This is a genomic window from Streptomyces sp. NBC_00986 (assembly GCF_045162565.1).
GTDB lineage: Bacteria > Actinomycetota > Actinomycetes > Streptomycetales > Streptomycetaceae > Streptomyces.
Map to the genome: position 1 here is coordinate 9,522,012 of NZ_CP108733.1, position 20,721 is coordinate 9,542,732.

Annotated in this window: 19 protein-coding genes, 1 pseudogene and 1 riboswitch; of the genes and pseudogenes, 17 read left to right on the forward strand and 3 right to left on the reverse strand. The window is 68.3% G+C overall.

Features of this window, described 5'->3' with window-relative positions; all coding sequences use genetic code 11:
* The first annotated feature begins 472 nt into the window (after positions 1-472).
* The 6 genes from OG504_RS42830 (at position 473) to OG504_RS42855 (ending at position 7,090) form a co-directional block, all read left to right on the forward strand.
* Complete coding sequence (locus OG504_RS42830; protein WP_405994587.1) at positions 473-4,588, forward strand: peptidoglycan DD-metalloendopeptidase family protein; 4,116 nt, start codon at positions 473-475, stop codon at positions 4,586-4,588.
* Positions 4,589-4,914: 326 nt separating this feature from the next.
* Positions 4,915-5,157, forward strand: a complete 243-nt coding sequence (locus tag OG504_RS42835) for a hypothetical protein (RefSeq protein ID WP_405994588.1) — start codon at positions 4,915-4,917, stop codon at positions 5,155-5,157.
* On the forward strand, positions 5,129-5,653 hold the full coding sequence (locus tag OG504_RS42840; RefSeq protein WP_405994589.1) for a DUF6879 family protein: 525 nt from the start codon (positions 5,129-5,131) through the stop codon (positions 5,651-5,653). The genes OG504_RS42835 and OG504_RS42840 overlap by 29 nt, the downstream gene beginning before the upstream one ends.
* A 13-nt stretch (positions 5,654-5,666) precedes the next feature.
* The gene (locus OG504_RS42845; protein WP_405994590.1) at positions 5,667-6,518 is read left to right on the forward strand and encodes a helix-turn-helix domain-containing protein; all 852 of its coding nucleotides are present in this window, start codon (positions 5,667-5,669) and stop codon (positions 6,516-6,518) included.
* Positions 6,519-6,608: 90 nt separating this feature from the next.
* Complete coding sequence (locus OG504_RS42850; RefSeq protein ID WP_405994591.1) at positions 6,609-6,833, forward strand: hypothetical protein; 225 nt, start codon at positions 6,609-6,611, stop codon at positions 6,831-6,833.
* On the forward strand, positions 6,830-7,090 hold the full coding sequence (locus tag OG504_RS42855) for a hypothetical protein (protein ID WP_405994592.1): 261 nt from the start codon (positions 6,830-6,832) through the stop codon (positions 7,088-7,090). The genes OG504_RS42850 and OG504_RS42855 overlap by 4 nt, the downstream gene beginning before the upstream one ends.
* 667 nt (positions 7,091-7,757) lie before the next feature.
* On the opposite strand, the pseudogene OG504_RS42860 reads toward OG504_RS42855, so the two are convergent.
* Positions 7,758-8,081 (reverse strand): annotated as a pseudogene (locus OG504_RS42860) (DUF5995 family protein); the annotation flags it as partial.
* A 147-nt stretch (positions 8,082-8,228) separates the two neighbouring features.
* On the opposite strand from OG504_RS42860, the gene OG504_RS42865 reads away from it, so the two are divergent.
* Positions 8,229-9,347, forward strand: a complete 1,119-nt coding sequence (locus OG504_RS42865) for a glycoside hydrolase family 6 protein (RefSeq protein WP_405996574.1) — start codon at positions 8,229-8,231, stop codon at positions 9,345-9,347.
* Here the strand turns inward: OG504_RS42865 and OG504_RS42870 are convergent.
* Positions 9,329-10,738: a uracil-xanthine permease family protein gene (locus OG504_RS42870; RefSeq protein ID WP_405994593.1), complete on the reverse strand. Its 1,410-nt coding sequence runs from the start codon at positions 10,736-10,738 to the stop codon at positions 9,329-9,331. The two genes, OG504_RS42865 and OG504_RS42870, sit on opposite strands and share 19 nt — an antisense overlap.
* A 150-nt stretch (positions 10,739-10,888) precedes the next feature.
* Here OG504_RS42870 and OG504_RS42875 point away from each other — a divergent pair, with 150 nt between their 5' ends.
* Positions 10,889-12,154 carry an alginate lyase family protein gene (locus tag OG504_RS42875; RefSeq protein ID WP_405994594.1) on the forward strand — a complete coding sequence of 422 codons (1,266 nt, stop codon included), beginning with the start codon at positions 10,889-10,891 and terminating at the stop codon, positions 12,152-12,154.
* 119 nt (positions 12,155-12,273) lie between these two features.
* Positions 12,274-12,729: an acyl-CoA thioesterase gene (locus OG504_RS42880; RefSeq protein WP_405994595.1), complete on the forward strand. Its 456-nt coding sequence runs from the start codon at positions 12,274-12,276 to the stop codon at positions 12,727-12,729.
* Here the strand turns inward: OG504_RS42880 and OG504_RS42885 are convergent.
* Positions 12,689-13,900, reverse strand: coding sequence for an MFS transporter (locus tag OG504_RS42885; RefSeq protein WP_405994596.1), 1,212 nt, complete (start codon positions 13,898-13,900; stop codon positions 12,689-12,691). The two genes, OG504_RS42880 and OG504_RS42885, sit on opposite strands and share 41 nt — an antisense overlap.
* A 159-nt stretch (positions 13,901-14,059) precedes the next feature.
* Here OG504_RS42885 and OG504_RS42890 point away from each other — a divergent pair, with 159 nt between their 5' ends.
* From OG504_RS42890 to OG504_RS42925, 8 genes are all read left to right on the forward strand, one after another.
* The gene (locus OG504_RS42890) at positions 14,060-15,292 is read left to right on the forward strand and encodes an ROK family transcriptional regulator (RefSeq protein WP_405994597.1); all 1,233 of its coding nucleotides are present in this window, start codon (positions 14,060-14,062) and stop codon (positions 15,290-15,292) included.
* A 237-nt stretch (positions 15,293-15,529) separates the two neighbouring features.
* A riboswitch (FMN riboswitch) is annotated at positions 15,530-15,663 on the forward strand.
* Between the two features lie 149 nt (positions 15,664-15,812).
* Positions 15,813-16,415, forward strand: coding sequence for a riboflavin synthase (locus tag OG504_RS42895; protein WP_033282331.1), 603 nt, complete (start codon positions 15,813-15,815; stop codon positions 16,413-16,415).
* The gene (locus OG504_RS42900) at positions 16,412-17,056 is read left to right on the forward strand and encodes a nicotinamide riboside transporter PnuC (protein WP_405994598.1); all 645 of its coding nucleotides are present in this window, start codon (positions 16,412-16,414) and stop codon (positions 17,054-17,056) included. The genes OG504_RS42895 and OG504_RS42900 overlap by 4 nt, the downstream gene beginning before the upstream one ends.
* Complete coding sequence (locus OG504_RS42905; protein WP_405994599.1) at positions 17,053-18,396, forward strand: bifunctional 3,4-dihydroxy-2-butanone-4-phosphate synthase/GTP cyclohydrolase II; 1,344 nt, start codon at positions 17,053-17,055, stop codon at positions 18,394-18,396. The genes OG504_RS42900 and OG504_RS42905 overlap by 4 nt, the downstream gene beginning before the upstream one ends.
* Before the next feature lie 35 nt (positions 18,397-18,431).
* A complete protein-coding gene (gene ribH / locus OG504_RS42910; RefSeq protein ID WP_405994600.1) occupies positions 18,432-18,917 on the forward strand; it encodes a 6,7-dimethyl-8-ribityllumazine synthase in 486 nt (161 codons plus the stop codon).
* Between the two features lie 34 nt (positions 18,918-18,951).
* Positions 18,952-19,224 (forward strand): phosphoribosyl-ATP diphosphatase, encoded by a 273-nt coding sequence (locus tag OG504_RS42915; protein ID WP_018534786.1) that lies wholly within the window; start codon positions 18,952-18,954, stop codon positions 19,222-19,224.
* Between the two features lie 60 nt (positions 19,225-19,284).
* Positions 19,285-20,142 (forward strand): ATP phosphoribosyltransferase, encoded by an 858-nt coding sequence (hisG, locus tag OG504_RS42920; RefSeq protein ID WP_327405484.1) that lies wholly within the window; start codon positions 19,285-19,287, stop codon positions 20,140-20,142.
* Positions 20,143-20,156: 14 nt separating this feature from the next.
* Positions 20,157-20,600 (forward strand): PH domain-containing protein, encoded by a 444-nt coding sequence (locus tag OG504_RS42925; protein ID WP_405994601.1) that lies wholly within the window; start codon positions 20,157-20,159, stop codon positions 20,598-20,600.
* Positions 20,601-20,721: the final 121 nt, after the last annotated feature.

A 20,721-nucleotide genomic window follows, 5' to 3' on the forward strand; every position in this document is an offset into this window, starting at 1 on the left:
TCGCCTGACGTTGCGGCGTCGTTGCAGCATCTAAACGCGCTCCAACGCCTGTTGGACGGCCGCACATCGCCGTTGCAGGTCGGACCATTGCTGGACGTGCTCCATGGTCGCTGATCTCGACGTCGTTGGCGGAGCAGCCGTTGACGTCGTTCCTGTCGCTCCGAATTTCCATAACAAGCTCAAGGCCATTGTCCTCCCCGTGGCTGACCGGGTAGGGGAGGAAGCGGGATCCCGTCTAGGCGATGCCATCAGTCGGCACATAACCATCTCCATCCCTGATGGGATAACCGCTGGAGGTCAGCGCGCGCGGGTAAGCGCCACGCGTCAGGGTGGGCAAATAGGTGGCGCCCTAGGCGAAAGCGTGCGGCGCTCACTAGAAGCCGCTATGCGGTCCCTCCCACGGGCTGACGTTCGGCTTGGTGATACCGGGTTGAACGCAGATCTCGACCGTTTGCGCGCCCGGATTCAGTCGTTGGCCGGCAAGACCGTCGGTATCGATCTCGACGCCGGCGCGGCGCTCACTGAAGTCGCCGACATCAACGCGCGTTTGGAGCGGTTGGCCGCTCAACACCCGAGCGTTCAGGTAACCGCCGATACCGCTGCTGCGCGTGCTGCGTTGGCGGGAGTCCAACGGCAGATAAACGGCGTCGATCGCGACGACGTGAACATCCGAGTTAAGGTCGATTCCGCCGGGGCAATGTCCGCGCTCCGCGGGATCGGAATTGCTGTGGCGGGTGTCGCCGCAATACCGGTCGTGCCTGTTGCTGCCGCGGGAATTGGTGCCATCACGTCGGCAGCAGTAGCGGCCGGCGCTGGCGTCGGAGCGCTCGCGCTCGCTGCGGTTCCGGCCATCAAATCGGTAACCTCGGTAATCCAGCAGAAGACAGCAGCGGAGCAACAGAGCAAGACCGCTACGGACAATTCCGCGGCGTCCTCGGTTAAGGCCGCTCAGCAAGCGCTGACGCTTGCCGGCGCTCAGGCGTCGCTCACTGCCGCACACCGTCAGGCAGCACAGGCCATCGCGCAGGCGAACCAACAGGTCGAAGATGCCGAGCGGTCCCTTGCCGACGCCCAACGAGGCGCGCGTCAGGCTGAGTTGGACCTCACACAGGCCCGTTCCGACGCGGCGCAGACCCTGAAGGATCTGAACGACCAACTCCTTGACGGGATGTTGGACCAGCGCGAGGCGACGCTCCGCGTCAATGAGGCACGGGCCGACCTCGCGGCGACGATTGCCGACCCCACATCGACGGACCTTGAACGGCAGCGTGCGCAGCTCACCTACGACGAGGCCGTACGCAACGCGGACAAGCAGAAGACGAAGAACGCGGAGCTGAAGAGGTCCGTTGACGACGCCAACAAGGCAGGCGTCAACGGGAGCAAGCAGGTCAAGCAGGCTCAAGACCAAGTCCGGCAGGCGAACGAGAAGGTTGCCGATCAGGAGCGCACGCTCGCCGACGACCGAGCGAAGGTCCGTGACGCGCAAGTCCAGGGTGCGGAGGCCGTCGCGTCGGCCGAACGCGGCCTTCAGTCAGCGCAGTTGTCCGGGGTCGACACCTCGACGAAGAGCGCCAGTGCGACCGACGACTACCGAAAGGCACTGGCGAAGCTCACGCCCGAGCAACGCGACCTCTACGACTCCCTTGCGGGACCGAAGGGTCTGACTGGCGCCTTCAAGGACTGGTCGACGTCGCTTCAGCCTGACGTCCTCCCTCTGTTCACGAAGGGAGTCGACGGAGCGAAGAACTCTCTCCCGGGTCTGACGCCCCTGGTGAAGGGTGCTGCGGATGCAGCCGGGATCCTCTTCGACAAGGCGTCGAAGTCCCTCAAGTCGCCTTTCTGGCGTGGCTTCAAGGACGACATCGACAAGAACGCTGAGCCGGCCATCGTCGGGTTGGGTGTGTCCTTCGGGAACATCGTCACCGGCATGGCCGGAGTCGTCGACGCCTTCCTTCCGCACATGGGGTCGATATCCGACACCATGCAGCGGATCACGGGGCGATTCGCCAAGTGGGGCAAGGGACTTAAGGGCAGTCCTGAGTTTGAGCGCTTCCTGTCCTACTCATCGGATAAGGCGCCCTTGATCGCCGACACCTTCGGGAAGATCGCAGACGCTCTAATCGATATCGGAACGGCTCTGTCTCCGGTGTCCGGACCGCTGCTGACGATGATCGGCGGACTCGCTCAGGGTGTCGGCTGGCTCGCGACGAACGTGCCGGAACTGGTAGTCGGGATCTACGGCCTGTATCTGGCCACGAAGTTGTGGGCGGTATGGCAGTTCGTTGCGAACGGCGCCATAGCTGCGTTCGACGTCATCGCGGCTGCCGGCCCGTGGGGGTGGATCGCCCTCGCGATTGGTGCCGTCGTTCTCGCGGTCATCTACGCCTACAATCACTTCACATGGTTCCGCAAAGGCATTCAGGTCGTGTGGGACTGGCTGAAGATTGCAACCGTCTGGCTCTGGGAGAAGGCGCTCAAGCCGTTCTTTCAGGGAATGTGGGACGCAATCAAGCTCGTCGGTGACATAGCCGTCTGGCTGTGGCAGAAGGTACTTTCCCCCGTTTTCAACGTCATCGGGATAGCCGCAAAAATCCTGTTCGCCATCGTGGTAGTAGCTGTCCTCGCACCCATGTGGATTGCCTTCCAGGCTCTCGGCCTGATCTCCATTTGGCTGTGGGAGAAGGCCATCAAACCGTCGCTCGGATTCATCGGGCAGGCGGCAACGTGGTTGTGGACGAAGCAGCTTCAGCCGTTCCTCCAAGGATTCTGGGACGGGATTCAGTGGGTCGGCGACAAGTTCAAGTGGCTGTACGACCACATGATCAAGCCCGTTTCCGAGTGGATCGGGAACAAGCTCAAGGCGCTGTGGGATAACTGGCTTTCCCCTGCGTTCTCGAACATCTGGGATGGAATCCAGTGGCTTGGCGGCAAGTTCAAATGGCTCTACGACAAGGGCGTCAAGCCGATCGTCGATGACATAGCCAGTGCCTTCAAGTCCATGGGCAAGAGCATCAAGGCGGCATGGGATGACGTAGTCGACCACTCCAAGACGCCCGTCAACTTCATCATCAAGTGGGTTTACTCGAACGGAATTAAGGCCGTTTGGGATCGGGTAGCAAAGTTCGTCGGCCTTGACGCGCTCCCTGCCGCACCGAAGCTGCTCGCAGCCGGCGGGACGGTCGGCAACGGCTGGGGCCCCGCAGTTCCGATGAAGACGAACCGCCCGACGGCGATTGTCGGTGAGGGCAACCCGCGGTACCCGGAGTACGTCATCCCGACGGATCCGAAGTACCGGGGACGCGCGCTCGCCATGCACCAGGCAGCCGGGTCGCAGCTCCTCGCATCCGGTGGCGTGCTCGGGGGAGTCTGGGACTGGACGCGGGACACCGTCTCTGACGTCGTTGGTAAGGGCATCGACTGGGCGAAGACCGGAGCCGACCTCCTCACCGACCCCTCGTCGGTCTGGAAGAAGCTCACGAGTCCGATCCTCAACAAGGTGTCGCACGGCGTTGGTTCCTCCCCGATGGGCGAGGCGCTGACAAAGATTCCGACGAAGATGGTCGCGGGTCTGAAGGACAAGCTCGTCACTGCGGCTGAGTCCCTGTTCTCCAGTGGAGGCGGGGGAGGCGGACAGTGGATCAAGCCTGTCAACGTGCCCTTCGGAACGCGCTTCGGCGTCTCCGGCCCCATGTGGTCCTCCGGCCATCACACGGGCCTCGACTTCCCCGCACCGACCGGGACCCCGGTCCACGCTGTGGCCGACGGTGACGTCACAGGCGCAGCAAGCGGGGGCCCGTACGGCAACCACGTCATCGTCTCCCACGGCGGAGGCCTGGCGTCGCTCTACGCCCACATGTCGGAGATCTTGACGGCAGTCGGACGGCACGTGACGCAGGGCCAGGAAATCGGCAAGGTCGGTGCGACGGGCAACGTCACAGGTCCCCACCTCCACCTGGAGGCACGGGTCAACGGGCGTGCAGTCGACCCGATGCCGTACCTGACGGGCTCGAAGGGCTTCACCGCTGGAGCGGCAGGGACGGCGCAGAAGTACGCGAAGGGTCTACTCGGTCAACACGGCTGGGACGCGGGACAGTTCGGTCCGCTCAAGTCGTTGTGGCAGGGCGAGTCCGGGTGGAACTACCGGGCGAAGAACCCCAGCTCCGGCGCCTACGGCATCCCGCAGGCGCTGCCCGCGTCGAAGATGGCGTCCGCCGGCTCCGACTGGCTGACGAACTACGCCACGCAGATCCGTTGGGGTCTCGGCTACATCGACGACCGGTACGGCACGCCGGCCAACGCCTACTCCAAGTGGCTGTCAAGGTCTCCTCGCTGGTACGACGACGGCGGAATGCTTCCGACGGGCCTCTCCCTCGTCGCCAACGGCACCGGATCCCCGGAGCCCGTGTTCACCGGATCCCAGTGGTCCGACATCCGGGCGGCGAAGAGTGGAGGCGGGACGACGCCGAACATCAACGTCGTCGTGCACTCGTACCTCGACGGCCGCGAGGTGGGCGGGATCATCGAGCAGAAGATTGAGGCGTACGACGCCGACACCGGTCGCTTGATCACTGCTGGCCGCTACACCTGAAGCACACACGGGCTGCTCGTCGACATGACGGGCGGCCCTTCCCACGCCCCGCGGCCGACATGGACGCGGGGCTTTCGACTTTCAGGAGGAGCACGATGCTTGGACAGCCCGCGAAGAACCAGAACGTCACCTGCCCACAGTGCGGCAGTGACGTCGCACAGAGCCCCGGTGCGGGGCGTGTACGGCGTTACTGCAACCCGGAGCACGGGAGGAGTTGGCGACGTCGCATGCGCCACGCGGGATGGCTCTAGGTGCCCTTGACGTCCGCGCCCGTCGGCGTGATGGTCGTAGAACATTGCGCAACCCGCGTGACAACGGAGGTCATCATGGCTCTACGCTCATTCGGCAAGGACCCCGAGACCAATGGCGACCACTGCCCGACGGTGTGGCTCGACGAGGAGAAGGAAGAGTTCGTCTTCCAGGGATGGAAGGCGGACGAGGTTCTCCAGGCAGAATGCCTTGCTACGGGATCCATCCCCGACACGGAGGCAGTCGTCCGGCTGCCTGCCCGCATGGTTCAGCAGATCAGGGAGGCGTGCGATGCCGCAGACGGTGCCGCCGTTCAGTGAACTGATCGCAGGCTGTCACCAGTCTGCCGGTCACCTGGAGACGCGGGACGTCTACGGAGTCGAAGAGGAAGACGCCGACTTCGCGGCGTGGCGTGACGGGCAGACGTACGACCTGAGTGACCGGGCGTCCTGGTGGAACGGCTTCCATCAGTCCATCGCTGACGCCGTGGCACGTGGCGTCACCGTTCGCCGTGCCCGCGTCGTGTCGGAGCCCGTCAGCGACTACATCCGCTACGAGCACTCGTGCACGGCGCAGAACATCGCGGCTGGCGAAGACGTCCGGTGGCTGCCGCGACGTCTGGCGTCGGATCTCCTGATCCCCGGCAACGATCTGTGGATCTTCGACGAGCGACTCATTCGGTTCAGCCTGTTCGCCGGTGACGGACGGTTTGTCGTTGACGTCCTGGAGGACGCGGCCGAAGTCGTGAAGCGCCACGCGGAAGCGTTCGCTGCTGTCTGGGAACGTGCCGTCGCGCACGAGGACTTCCGGATCTGAGCGACGCGCAACAATGCAATCTCCCTACCCGTCGACGGCCCTTGACGCCGCACGCCGTGCCATCGCGGAGCAGCTCCGCGAGATCCGGCGTGACGCTGGGCTGACGGGTAGGGAGGTCGCAGCCCGCGCAGGGTGGTTGCCCTCGAAGGTGTCGCGCCTTCAGAGCGCAACTACGCCCCCTTCGGACGACGACATCCGCGTGTGGTGCCGCGCCTGCAACGCTGAGGACAGGATCCCGGATCTCCTCGCGGCCAACCGCACCGCAGAGTCGATGTACCTGGAATGGCGCCGTGTCCAGCGGACAGGACTCCGGCGCCTTCAGGAGTCGCGCATCCCGCTGTACGAGCGAACGCAACAGTTCCGCGTCTACAGCTCGACCGTCATCCCTGGCTTCCTCCAGACCTACGAGTACGCGGCGGCCCTCCTGGGGAACATCGCGCGCGTCCACGGGACCCCGGACGACGTCGCCGACGCAGCAGCCGCGCGAATCGAGCGCTCCCACATCATCCGTGAGGGAGGGCGCCGCTTCGGGATTCTCCTGGAGGAGTCCGTCCTCCGTCACGTGGTCGGGGAGGCGGCGACGATGGCCGGCCAACTGGGCTATCTGCTCTCAGTGATGGCGCTTCCGTCCGTGTCGGTCGGGATCATCCCAGCGAGTCGACCGCGGGGCATGTGGACGCTGGAGACATTCACGCTATTCGACGACGAGCGCGTCCACGTGGAACTACTGACGGCAGCCATCACCGTGACGACGCCCGGCGAGATTTCGCAGTACGCCCATGCGTTCGAGGAAATGGCGTCGCTCGCGGTACACGGAGCCGGCGCGCGCACTCTCATCTCAGCGGCCATTGACTCGCTCGACTGAAGTTGCGTAGAACTTCGTAGGATTCCGTGGAACTTCCCCTCTCGCCCCTTCTAGCTTCGACGTACAGAAGCCCGCGGCGGAGGTGCAGGAATGGCGCTGGAGACGACGCTCAGAGAACCCGTTCAACTGACAGACCCACTCGAAGTCGAACCCCCGGCACCGGCGCCCGGTTGCGATGTGTGCGGTGCCCTGCTGAAGCAGTGGCGACAAGCCACGGAGAAAGACGGTCACGCGTACGACCTGTCGCACGCAACGGATCTTGCCGTCGAAATCAAGCGGCACCCGCACGCGTGGCAGAAGGAGAAGCGTTCGTGACGACCGCGAATCCCTTTCCGGTGATACGCAACCGCGTCGAACTCGATGCCGCGCCGGCGAGAAGCTGGGTCGAGTGCGTGGCCTGCGTCGAAAACAGCGACCTGGAGGACGGGACGGATCCGTCGATCTGGGCGGAACTGCACATGGAGACGCTGCCCCATCACAACAGGTTCCGCGTCGTGCGACAGTCCAACTTCCGCGTCGTCCCGTCCGGTGTCTCACCGTCAGGAACTGTGGCGGAGCTGACGTGGCAGTGACCAACGGCCCCGTGTGCGGCGTGACGAAGACTCTCCCTGACGACCCGAGCGAACTGACGAGAATGGCCCTGAGTCCCGCATACGCGGGCGCCACCATCACATGTGAGGACGCACCGCACGCCTGCTTGGAGGAGGAAGTCGTCCATAGCGGCCTTCTCCTGGACCGTGCCGGCGGAGTAGCTGCTGTCCACTACTGGGGTCCGGGCTGGCGCCCGATAGCCCTCTCTTGACCCCCTGAGCCCGCGACCTGGCGCCCCGTGGCGTCGGCTCGCGGTGGGCGCGGCGGGGGTGGTCCGGGTTGAGGTTGATGTGAGGTCGGCCGACTCCCCGCACCCCCGCTAGCGTCCGAACCCTCGTCCCGACGTGCTCATCACACACGCGGTCGTGGACGAGGTACCGACGTGGTGGGTTCCGCACCTTCCCGCCCACGTCGGAGCTGGGATCCCGCTCGCCTGACTGCCGTCTTGTGGCGAGCGGGGTTCCCCGCACTTCCCGCCCCGAGTGATCGGAGGCGGGGCGCTGCCCGTCGGTGGAGTCTCTAACTACAGGGACTGCCCGGGGTGGCACAGGAGCCCCACTCGTGCGACGTCCCCCGCGTTGCGTGAGTGGGGCTTCTTCATTTCCGCAGGTCATCCGCATAAACCGTGAAGTGCATGTCTAACTATCTCGCGAGGGCGAACTGCAGCGGCCGTACGCCGGGATGGCGGCGGAGCTGGAACAGCGGGCGCCAGCAGGCGGGCGGGCGGCGCCCGTCGGCCGCCGCGTCCACGGCCGCGAGGTAGCGCTCCGCGAACCGTACGTCCAGCGTGATCGCGGCCCGCGCGTCGGCGAACCGCCCGGCGTCGACACTCCGGTCGACCGCCTCGGTGACGGCGAGGTAGACGCGGTTGAACACCGCGATCCCGTCCCGCGCGGGCAGTTCCTCGTCGAGCGCGCGCAGCCGGGAGACGACCTTGTCCACGGGTGTGGTGAAGTGTGCCAATTGCCCCATGGGGGCAGCGTCCCAGCCCTAGGCTGGCCGAGGCGCCGCCGGGCCCGACACTTCCCCAGAACGGGGGAACGGGTTCGACGCGCGGGAGGGGGCGGCAGCGTGTCAGGTTCACGTGGCCGGCAGCGCGGGCGGATCGCCCGGCGGAGCGTGCTGGTCGTGGCCGCGTCCGTCGTGGTCGCGGTCGGCACCGTGACCGGGATGATCAACGCGCTGGACGACGATCGCGCTTCGAACACGGCTGGGCCGGACACGACCGGGGCGACACTGCTGGTTCCGCTGCCTGACGTACCGTCAACCTCCCCGCCCGCAAAGGCGAGTTCCTCCGCGTCGGCTTCCGCCGAGCCGAAGGAGACCGCCTCGCCGTCTCCCACGAGGACCGGCAAGAAGCAGTCGGCGGCCGTCTCCCCGAGCCTCTACCGCCACCCCGAGTCGCAGGTCCTGGACTGGGTCCGCGATCACCCCGACGACCCCCGTACCGAGGTCATAGAGTCCCGGATCGCCGATCAGCCGGCGGCGGTGTGGTTCGCGGACTTCACGCCGTCGACGATCACCTCCCGGGTGCGCGCGGTGACTTCGGGGGCGGCGGCGCAGGGGCGGGTGCCGGTGGTCGTGCCGTACGCGATCCCGGACCGCGACTGCGGCGGGGCGTCCGAGGGCGGGGCTTCGGACTTCGACGCCTACGACGGCTGGATCGACGACTTCGCGGCGGGACTGGGCTCAGGGGAGGTCGTGGTCGTCCTCGAACCCGACTCGATAGCCCAGGCCGACTGCCTCTCCGCCGCCCAACGCGCCGACCGCTTCGAGGCGTTGGCCCGCGCGGGCCGCGTCCTGAAGACCGCCGCCCCGAAGGCCCGCGTCTACTTCGACGCGGGCCACTCCGACTGGAACCCGGCCGCACAGCAGGCGGACCTGCTGAAACAGGCGGGCGCAGCCAACGCCGCCTCCTCGGACGGGATCTTCAGCAACGTCTCGAATTTCCACGCCACTTCGGCCGAGATCGCCTACGACCGTCAGGTCCTCGACGCCCTCGGCGGCCCCGCGGGTCTCGGCGCGGTCATCGACACCAGCCGCAACGGCAACGGCGCCCCGGCCGACGGCCAGTGGTGCGACCCGGCGGGCCGGAAGATCGGCCGGGCGCCAACTCTCAGCACCGGGGAGGCGCGGATCGACGGCTACTTGTGGGTCAAGTTGCCGGGGGAGTCGGACGGTTGCAAGGGCGCGGCCGGCACGTTCACGGCGTCGTACGCCTACGAGTTGGCGCGCTGACCCTGCTGACCCGCGTCGCCGGGGGAGTCGTACGACGACGTCCCCTCGTCCAACAGCGGTTGCTCGGTCTTGAGATGGGCGGGCGCGAGGAAGCGCAGGGCGTGGTAGCCGGTGATGACGACGAGCGTGCCCAGGGCGATCCCGCTGAGGGTGAAGTTGTCGGTGAACTTGATGGTGACACCGCCCACGCCGATGATGATGCCCGCCGCGGCCGGCACCAGGTTCAGCGGATTGCGCAGATCCACACCGGAGTTGAGCCAGATCTGCGCGCCGAGCAGGCCGATCATGCCGTAGAGGATGACGGTGATCCCGCCGAGCACCCCGCCCGGGATCGCGGCCACGATCGCGCCGAACTTGGGGCAGAGGCCGAAGAGGAGCGCGAAGCCGGCGGCGGCCCAGTAGGCGGCTGTGGAGTAGACGCGGGTCGCGGCCATCACGCCGATGTTCTCGGAGTAGGTGGTGTTGGGCGGGCCGCCGACGGCGGTCGACAGCATCGACGCGACACCGTCCGCCGAGATCGCCGTGCCGAGCTTGTCGTCGAGCGAGTCGCCGGTCATCTCCCCAACTGCCTTGACGTGTCCGGCGTTTTCGGCGACCAGTGCGATCACCACCGGCAGCGCGACCAGGATCGCCGACCACTGGAACGTCGGCCCGTGGAAGGACGGCAGCCCGACCCAGTCGGCCTTGCCGACGGCGGAGAGGTCCAGGCGCCAGTGGTCGGTGACCTCGCCGCTCGCGCTCATCGAGTGGATGCGGCCGAAGATCCGGTCGAAGGCCCAGGAGATGCCGTAGCCGAAGACCAGGCCCAGGAAGATCGCGACGCGTGACCAGAAACCACGCAGACAGACGACGGCCAGACCGGTGAACGCCATGACCAGCAGGGCCGTCCACTGGTCCTGCGGCCAGTAGGTGGCGGCGGTCACCGGGGCGAGGTTGAAGCCGATCAGCATCACCACCGCGCCGGTCACGATCGGCGGCATCGCGGCATGGATGATCCGCGCCCCGAACCGCTGCACGGCGACCCCGACCAGGAACAGCACGACCCCGACGACGAACACCGCGCCGGTCACCGTGGCGCTGGTCCCGCCCTGCGCCCGGATCACCGCGGCCACGCCGACGAAGGACAGCGAACAGCCGAGGTAGCTGGGCACCCGGCCCCTGGTCGCCAGCAGGAAGATCACGGTCGCGACGCCGGACATCATGATCGCGAGGTTGGGGTCCAGGCCCATGAGCACCGGGGCCACGAAGGACGCCCCGAACATCGCCACCACGTGCTGGGCGCCGAGCCCGATCGTGCGCGGCCAGGAGAGCCGTTCGTCGGGGCGGACGACCGCTCCGGGCGCGGGCGTCCGCCCGTCACCGTGCAGCTTCCAGCGCACGCCGAGGTCCATGGTGGGGTTCGCTTTCTCTGTAGCTGAATTTGCTAGCTGAATTCTGTCTATCTGAAGACGGTCCGGACCATTGTCACGGGTACCTCGGGGTTCTACGCTCGCACGGTTCCACTCATGAACTGCGTTCACGTATCTGATCGGAGTTGATCGGTGAGTAGAAGACCCCGGCTGAGTGTTCTGCTGGTGGCCGCGGCGACGCTGACAGCCCTGTTCGCCCCCTCCGCCTCCGCGCACACGGCCCCCGCCGTCCCCCGCACCGCCGTCCTCGACGGCACCCGCCTCCAGCAGGCCAAGCTCCGCCTGGACCGCGGCGACCCTCAACTCCGGCGCGCGCTCAAGCAGTTGACGACCCGCGCCGACAACTGGCTGCACCAGGGCCCCTGGACGGTCGTGGACAAACCGAAGCCCGCTCCCGGAGGGGACGTTCACGACTACCTGAGTCAGGCGCCCTACTGGTGGCCCACGACCACCCCGACCGCCGACAATCCGTGGGGCTGCCCGTACGTCCAGCGCGACGGGCAGCGCAACCCCGAGGTCGACACGGGGACCGACCGCCAGGACGTGGAGAAGGTCTTCGACTCGACCTACGACCTCGCGCTCGCCTGGTACTACACCGGCGACAAGCGCTACGCCCACAAGGCCGACCAGGTCCTGCGCACCTGGTTCCTCGACCCGGCCACGAAGATGAACCCCAACCTGGACCACGCCCAGTTCATCCCGTGCAAGTACGACGGCCGCGCCATCGGCATCATCGACTTCTCCCAGTCGTACACCAGCGTCGTCGACGCCATCGCGATCCTCGGCACCGGCGCCCCCGGCTGGACGAGGAACGACCGTACGGAGATGGCCGGTTGGAACTCCGACTTCCTCGCCTGGCTCAAGAACAGCGCCTTCGGCAAGGAGGAAGGTGCCGCCGCCAACAACCACGGCACCTTCTACGACATGGAGTTGGCCGCCCTCGCCTACGCGACCGGCGACACCGCGCTGGCCAGGCGGACCGCGCTGGACGCGCGCGCCAAGCGCATCGACCCGCAGATCGCGGGCGACGGCAGCCAGCCGCAAGAGCTTGCGCGGACGCGGAGTTGGCACTACTCGACCTTCGACCTGGTCGCGTACACCCGGCTCGCCGCCATCGGCCGGCATGTCGGCGTGAACCTGTGGGCCTATCAAGGCCCGGACGGGCAGGGCCTGTTGAAAGCGGTGGACTATCTGCTGCCGGCCGCGACCGGGGCCGCCGCGTGGTCGCATCCGGAGCTGGAGTTCTACCGGTACGCGGCGAGCGACGTCGTCCACGCGGCCGCCGACGCGGGGGACGCGAAGGCGAGGGCCGCCCTACCGAAGCTGGAGGCGCCGCCCGGCGGTGACCTCTGGGCGCTGCGTCCGGCGGTCGAGCAGTTGGACTCGATCGCGGGGTGACCGCCGGCCGGTCACCGGCCTGACCAGGGCCTTCCTGACAGGGGCTCCTGAGCGGTCGCTTAGAATGGGGCGTCCCCACAGTCTCCACCGCCCCACCAGCACCGCTCGGGAGCCCCGCCGTGACCGTCGAAAGCCCGCCCGCCACCCTGTCGTACGGCCAACTCGTCGCCGTCACCGTGCACTTCGACGACCTCGACGCGCTCGGCATGCTGCACAACGCCCGCTACCCGCTCCTCGTCGAGCGGGCGTGGACCGAGCTGTGGCAGGGGCACGGGGTCCGCTTCGACGGCGACTGGGCGAGCGCCGGGGACGCCTGCAACGTGGTGAAGGAACTGCTGATCAGCTACGAGGCGCCGGTCACCAGGCCCGGGGCGTACGCCGTACACCTCTGGCTCGACCGGCTGGGGACGACGGGGCTGACGTACGGCTTCCGGTTCTGCTCGGCGGATGGCGTGACGACGTACGCGACCGGCACCCGGGTGCTCGTGCGGCTGGACGCGGGCACGTTGCGGCCCGCGCCCTGGAGCGAGGGGTTCAGGGCCGTGGGCCGGACACTGCTGCGCTCGGCGGGCTGACCTTCGGGCGGTCGCGGTCCCCGGCGCGGAGCACGCCCGCGAAGACCACGAGCCCGCCCGCCAGCACTGTGACCAGGCAGAACGACACGACCAGGCTCGTCGCCTGCGCCACCCCGCCGATCAGGCTCGGCGCGACAAGGCCCGAGGTGTAGGTGATCGTCGCGACGCCCGCGATGGCCTGGCTGGGGTTTGGGCCGCTGCGGCCCGCCGCCGCGAAGCACAGCGGGACGACCACGGCGATGCCGAGTCCGAGCAGCGCGAAGCCGACCATCGTCAGTGCCGGGTTCTCCGCGAGGACGATCAGCAGCCCGCCGAACACGGACAGCACCCCGCCCGCACGGACCGTACGCACCGAGCCGAAGCGGTTGACGACCCCGTCGCCGACCAGCCGGGCCACCGCCATCGTCAGCATGAAGCCGGTCGTCGAGGCCGCCGCGAGCCCGGCCGACGTACCCAACTGGTCCTTCAGGAACACCGCAGACCAGTCCAGGCTCGCCCCCTCCGCGAAGACCGCGCAGAAGCCGACCGCGCCGATGAGCAGCGCGGACCTGGGCGGCAGCGTGAACCGGGGCGGCGCCTCCTCCTTCTCGCCCGGGGGGATGTCGAGCACCCAGTGGCAGGCGGTCACGCCGAGCGCGGTGAGGATCACGGCGGCGATGAGGTGGTGCACCCGGGCGTCCGAGCCGAGGTGCGCGGCGAGCGTGCCGCCCGCCGAACCGATCAGGGCGCCCGCGCTCCACATGCCGTGCAGGCTCGACATGATCGACTTGTCGAGGAGGCGCTCGATCTCGACGCCGAGCGCGTTCATCGCGACGTCGGCCATCCCCGCGCTCGCGCCGTACGTGAACATCGCCAGGCACAGGGTGACCAGGTTCGGCGCGAGGGACGGCAGGATCAGGGACATGGTCCACATGGCGATCAGGCCGCGCAGCGCGGTGCGGCTGCCGAAGCGGTGGGTGATCCAGCCTGCCAGCGGCATCGAGCACGAGGCGCCGAACGCCCCGAAGGCCAGGGCGAATCCGAGCCAGCCGGCGGCGACGTGCGCGTGCTCCTGGATCCACGGCACGCGGGTCGCGAACGAGCCGGTGACCGCGCCGTGCACGGCGAAGACGGCCGCCACGGCGTACCGGGCGCGCTTCACCTCGTGTCGGTCGTAGACCACTTCGCTCATTGTCGGCCCCTCCTGCTGGTCACGTCCCCGCCGCCGTCACAGTCCCTGCTCGCGTGTTCTCGTCCCGCTCGCGCCGGGTAAACTATCAGGAACCCTGCCTGATAGATAGCGAATTACCGGCCGCCCGCCGCACCCCCTCGATCTGGGAGGATTCCCGGCATGCCCGCATCCCCGAGCACCGCCCGGGCCATCAACGACCGGCTCGCCCTGCGCCTTCTGCAGCACGAAGGCCCCCTGACGGCAGGGCAGTTGAAGCAGCTCACCGGACTCTCCCGGCCGACCGTCGCCGACCTCGTCGAACGCCTCACGGCCTCCGGGCTGATCGAGATGGTCGGCGAAGCCGGGGAGCAACGGCGCGGTCCGAACGCCCGGTTGTACGGCCTCGTCGCCGATCGCGCGTACCTGGCCGCGCTGGACGTCCGGCTGGAGAGCGTCTCCGTGCTCGTCTCCGACCTGGTGGGCCGGGTGCTCGCGGAGGCGTCAGTACCGATCGACGGCGGCTCGGGCACGGGCCCGGCGGTCGAGCAGGCCGTGGCGCTGGTCGAACGGGCGGCGAAGGAGGCGGGCGCGGAACACCTCCACACGGTGTGCGTCGGCGCCCCCGGCCTCATCGACCCGGCCACCGGCGAACTCCGCGACACCACCGGCCTCCCCGCCTGGCACCGCCGCCTCGTCGCCGCCCTCCACGAACGCCTCCCCGACACCCGCATCGTCGTCGAGAACGAGACCAACCTCGCGGCGCTGGCCGAGCAGCGTGACGGCGCGGCCCATGATCGGGACACGTTCGTCCTGCTCTGGCTGGGCATGGGGATCGGTGCGGCGGTGGTGTTGGACGGGGCGTTGCGCAGGGGTGCGTCGGGGGGTGCGGGCGAACTCGGTTTTCTCCCGGTGCCGGGGACGCGGGGGCTCCCTTCGTCCACGGACTGCGAGGGGGGTTTCCACTCGCTCGCGGGGGCGGGGGCTGTGCTTGAACTCGCGCGGGAGTGCGGGGTGTCGGGGGTTGAGGGGGGCGGTGCCGCTGAGGTCGTGCGGCGGGCGGTCGCGGGGGTGGGCGGGGGTGAGTCGGGTGCCGGGGGAGGCGCGGATGACACTCCCGGCGGCGCCTCAGTCCCCAGCTCCCCTTCCGCCGCCCGCTTCCTGGACACCCTCGCCGACCGGCTCGCCCTCGGTGTCGCGTCGGTCGTCGCGCTGCTGGACCCCGGGTGCGTGGTCCTCGGTGGTGAGGTCGGGCAGGCCGGGGGTGACGAACTCGCCGTACGGGTCGCGGAGCGGATCGTCCGCATGTCCCCGTTGCCTGCCGAGGTGCGGCCAAGCGTCCTCGGTGGTGCCGCCGTTCTGCGCGGGGCGTTGCTGACGGCTCAGGACGGTGCGCAGGGCGAGTTGTTCGGATAGCCGGCCGGGTGCGCGGTCGCACCTGGCCTGAGTGGCCCGGCGGTGGGCAAGGGCCGTCGTCACCACCGCCGGACCGGTCCAGGGGTGTCCCCTCCGGAGATCCGAAAAGGACTAGACCAGATGATCCAGCAGGTAGGGGCCGCTTGAGAAGTCCAGCGGCACTGTCTGTGAGCCAGCCCACATCCTTCGCCTGGATGGACCCTTGCCGGGCGTGGCACACTGGCCGTGTACCAGAAGCAGCGCACTCCGGGGTCGGTGAAAGTCCGAACCGGCGGTTACAGTCCGCGACCCGTCCGTGTTGTTCAGCGGCCGGTTGACCAGGTGGAATTCCTGGACCGACGGTTAAAGTCCGGATGGGAGGCAGTGCGCGGCGGGCGGGCATTCGTGCGCGCCGCCGTATCGGCTCGTCCTGTGTGGACGGGTTCTGTCCGGCGTCGTTCCCGGTGTTCTCGTCCGTTTCATTCTGTCGTCTTCGACAGGCCCCGGAGTCCGTGCCCTATGAGGCAGGAGGACCCGGGAAGTGTTCACCGGAATCGTCGAAGAGCTGGGTGAGGTCACCGCCGTCGAGAGTCTCGACGACGCCTCCCGCTTTCGTCTGCGCGGCCCCATCGTCACCGAGGGCGCGAAGCACGGCGACTCCATCGCCGTGAACGGCGTCTGTCTCACCGTCGTCGAGCACGAGGGTGACGAGTTCACCGCCGACGTCATGGCCGAGACCCTGAACCGCTCCAGCCTCGGCGTCCTCGCCGTCGGCTCCCGCGTCAACCTCGAACGCCCCATGGCCCTCGGCGCCCGCCTCGGCGGCCACATCGTGCAGGGGCACGTCGACGGCACCGGCGAGGTCATCGAGCGCAAGCCGTCCGAGAACTGGGAGATCGTCAAGATCTCGCTCCCGGCCGACCTCACGCGCTACGTCGTCGAGAAGGGCTCCATCACCGTCGACGGCATCAGCCTCACCGTCGTCGACGCGGGCCCCGACTACTTCACCGTGAGCCTCATCCCCACCACCCTCGGCCTGACCACGCTCGGCCTCAAACAGCCCGGCGACCCGGTCAACCTCGAGGTCGACGTCATCGCCAAGTACGTGGAGCGGCTGATGGGCGCGCGCGAGGTGACCCCGTGAACTGGCTCAACTCCGAGGCCTTCGTCCTGTTCGGCCAGCACATCAAGTGGTCGGACATGATCGGAAACGTCATCGGACTGATCGGCCTCGCCTTCGGCTGGCGGCGGTCCATCTGGAGCTGGCCCACCCAGTTCGTCTCCGGCGTGATCCTCTTCGCCGCGTTCGCCACCGCCCACCTCTCCGGCAGCGCCGGCAAGCAGGTCGTCGTCATGGTCGTCGCGGTCTACGGCTGGTGGCAGTGGAACCGCGGCACGGGCGGCTCCGCCGACGGCCACATCACGCCCCGCTTCGCCACCTGGCGCGAGCGCGCGATCCTGGCCGGCTCCGCCGCCGTGGGAACGGTCGCGGTCGCCGCCCTCTTCAAGGCGTACCCCTCGCTCTCCTGGGACCCGTGGCCCGACGCCTACATCTTCGTCGGCACCGTCGTCGCGATGTACGCCCAGGCCCGCGGCATGGTCGAGTTCTGGTTCGCCTGGCTCCTCGTCGACCTCGTCGGCGTCCCCCTCAACTTCGCCAACGGCTTCGCGTTCTCCGGCTTCGTCTACGTCATCTACGGCGCACTCGTCCTGTGGGGCATGCGCGACTGGTGGCTGCGCTCCCGCAAGACCCCGCAGCCCGTCCTGGAAGGAGCGCCGGCATGACAGCCCGCCCGTCACCCACCACCGCCCTAAACGAGACGCTTCGCGTCCCCCCCTCGATCCCGCCGATCCTGTACAGCACCGACGGTTTCGAGGACTTCTCCCTCGACCCGGTCGAGCAGGCCATCGCCGACATCGCGGCAGGCCGCCCCGTCGTGGTCGTCGACGACGAGGACCGCGAGAACGAGGGCGACCTCGTCATCGCCGCCGAGAAGGCGACCCCCGAGATCATCGCGTTCATGATGAGCGAGTGCCGCGGCCTGATCTGCGCGCCCATGGAGGGCGACGAGCTGGACCGGCTCCGGCTCCCGCAGATGGTCGAGGACAACACCGAGTCCATGAAAACCGCGTTCACGGTGTCCGTGGATGCCGCGCCCCTTCACGGTGTGACCACCGGTATCTCGGCCTCCGACCGTGCGACCACGCTTCAGGTCCTGGCGAGCGGCAACGCCCAGGCCGACGACCTCGTCCGCCCCGGCCACATCTTCCCGCTGCGCGCCCGTACCGGCGGCGTCCTGGTCCGCAACGGCCACACCGAGGCCGCCGTCGACCTTGCCCGCCTCGCGGGCCTGCGCCCGGCCGGCGCGATCGTCGAGATCGCGGGCGAGGACGGCCGTATGCTCCGCCTCCCCGAACTGATCCCCTTCGCCCGCAAGCACGGCCTCACGATCATCTCCATCGAGGACCTGATCACCTACCGCCAGGCCGCCGAACCCACCGTCCGCCGCGAGGCCGAGGTCCAACTCCCCACCCGCCACGGCCAGTTCACGGCCTACGGCTACCGCTCCACCGTGGACGGCGTCGAGCACGTGGCCCTCGTCCACGGCGAGATCGGCGACGGCGAGGACGTCCTGGTCCGGGTCCACTCCGAGTGCCTCACCGGCGACGTCTTCCACTCCCTGCGCTGCGACTGCGGCCCCCAGCTGGAGGCCTCCCTGGAGCGCATCCAGGAGGAGGGCAGGGGAGTGGTCGTCTACCTGCGCGGCCACGAGGGGCGCGGCATCGGCCTGCTCTCCAAGCTCCGGGCGTACGAACTCCAGGAGCGCGGCCGCGACACCCTCGACGCCAACCTGGAGCTCGGCCTGCCCGCCGACGCCCGGGACTACGGCGCCGGCGCGCAGATCCTGGAGGACCTCGGCGTCCACAGCCTGCGCCTGATGACCAACAACCCCGACAAGACCGACGCGCTCGTCCGGCACGGCCTCAAGGTCACCGGCCGGGAGCCGATGCCCGTACAGGCGGGCGAGCACAACCTCCGCTACCTGCGCACCAAGCGGGACCGGATGGGGCACGACCTGCCCTGGCTGGACACGGCCCCCGTGTCCACCTGCGGCAACCAGTAAGACACCTTCAGAAGTCACCGAGGAGACCAGAGAACGTGAGCGGCAAGGGCGCACCCGAACTGTCCGTACGCAACGTCGGAGACCTGCGGGTCGCCGTCATCGCGGCGCAGTGGCACGAAAAGGTGATGGACGGTCTCGTGGACGGTGCCCTGCGCGCCCTGCACGACCTGGGGATCGACGAGCCGACCCTGCTGAGGGTCCCCGGCAGCTGGGAACTCCCGGTCGTGGCAAAGGTGTTGGCGGGCCGGGGCTACGACGCGATCGTCGCCCTCGGTGTCGTCATCCGGGGCGGCACCCCGCACTTCGAGTACGTGTGCCAGGGCGTGGTCCAGGGCCTCACCCAGGTCTCGGTCGAGACCGGCGTCCCCGTCGGCATGGGCGTCCTGACCTGCGACACCGAGGAGCAGGCCCTGGACCGGGCCGGCCTGGAGGGCTCGAACGAGGACAAGGGACACGAGGCGGTGACGGCGGCGGTGGCGACGGCGGCCATCCTCCGCTCAGTATCTGAACCGTGGCGTTAAGCCCACGATTGTTTGCAATAGGGTGGGCGGCACCATGTCCAATAAGACGTTCGAGGAGCTCTTCACCGAGCTCCAGCAGAAGGCCGCCACCGGCGACCCCGCCACTTCCCGCACCGCAGAGCTGGTCGGCAAGGGCGTCCATGCCATCGGCAAGAAGGTCGTAGAAGAGGCCGCCGAAGTGTGGATGGCCGCCGAGTACGAGGGCAAGGAGGCGGCCGCCGAGGAGATCTCGCAGCTGCTCTACCACGTCCAGGTGATGATGGTCGCCCGCGGAATCTCGCTGGACGACGTCTACGCCCACCTGTAAAAACCCCTTTAGAGCCGTTTCCGACAGTTCACCCCTTTTCATGCGAAGGAAGCCGACCTCATGCTGCGCATCGCCGTCCCCAACAAGGGTTCCCTGTCAGGACCTGCGGCGGACATGCTGCATGAGGCCGGCTACCAGCAGCGCCGGGAGTCCAAGGAACTGCGGATCGTCGACCCGGTCAACGAGGTCGAGTTCTTCTACCTCCGCCCCCGCGACATCGCGATCTACGTCTCCTCCGGCCGCCTCGACATCGGCATCACCGGCCGCGACCTGCTGATCGACTCCGGCGCGAGCGCCGAGCCGATCCTCCCGCTCGGCTTCGCCCGCTCCACGTTCCGCTTCGCCTCCAAGCCGGGCGCCGCGAACACCCTCGCGGACCTCAAGGGCAAGACGGTCGCCACCTCGTACGAGGGCATCGTCGCCAAGTACCTCGCGGACAACGGCGTCGACGCCTCCGTCGTCCACCTCGACGGCGCCGTAGAGACCGCCATCGAACTCGGTGTCGCCGAGGTCATCGCGGACGTCGTCGAGACCGGAACGTCCTTGCGCAACGCGGGACTTGAGGTCTTCGGCGACCCGATCATGAAGTCCGAGGCCGTCGTCATCCGCCGCACGGGCGCCGAGACCGACGACACCGCCGAGCCCAAGGTCCAGCAGTTCCTGCGCCGCCTCCAGGGCGTCCTGGTCGCCCGGACGTACGTGATGATGGACTACGACTGCCGGGTCGAGCAGCTGGAGAAGGCCGTAGCGCTCACCCCCGGCCTGGAGTCCCCGACCGTCTCCCCGCTGCACAACGAGGGCTGGGTCGCCGTCCGCGCGATGGTCCCCGCCAAGGAAGCGCAGCGGATCATGGACGACCTGTACGACATCGGCGCCCGGGCCATCCTGACGACGGCCATCCACGCCTGCCGTCTCTGAGGAACACGCCGACCATGTCTCAACTGCCCGCCCTGCCGGTCACGTTCCGGCCGGGCCGCACCCGTGCCGTGCTGCTCACCGCGGGCATCGCGATCTTCGTCGTCATCACGACCGTCGCGATGCTCCTGGAGCAGCTCACCCCGGGGGAGAAGCTCAGCTTCGTCCTCACCGGTGCCCTCCTCTTCGCCGTACTGGCCATGCTCGCCCGGGTGAAGGTCGTCGCCGACGAGTCCGGTGTCACCGTCGTGAACATCGTGAGCAGGCGCCGGCTGGCGTGGGCCGAGATCCTCCAGGTGAACCTTCGGCCCGGCGACCCCTGGGTTTTCCTCAACCTCAGCGACGGCACCAGCCTGCCCGTTCTCGGCATTCAGCCCGGTATCGCCAAGCAGCGGGCCATCGCCGACGCACGCGCTCTGCGGGCTCTCGCCGAGGACCGGTCGCTGAGGGATCTGCCGTAGAGGGCCATGTCTTGATTAATCTGTTGTCGGTGGCGTTTTTCGTTCCCGCCTCCGCCACCGATGTTCCCCCCTGTCTTCTGAGGCCCCCTGCGACCCGAGGAGTGACTCCCTCCAGCGATGG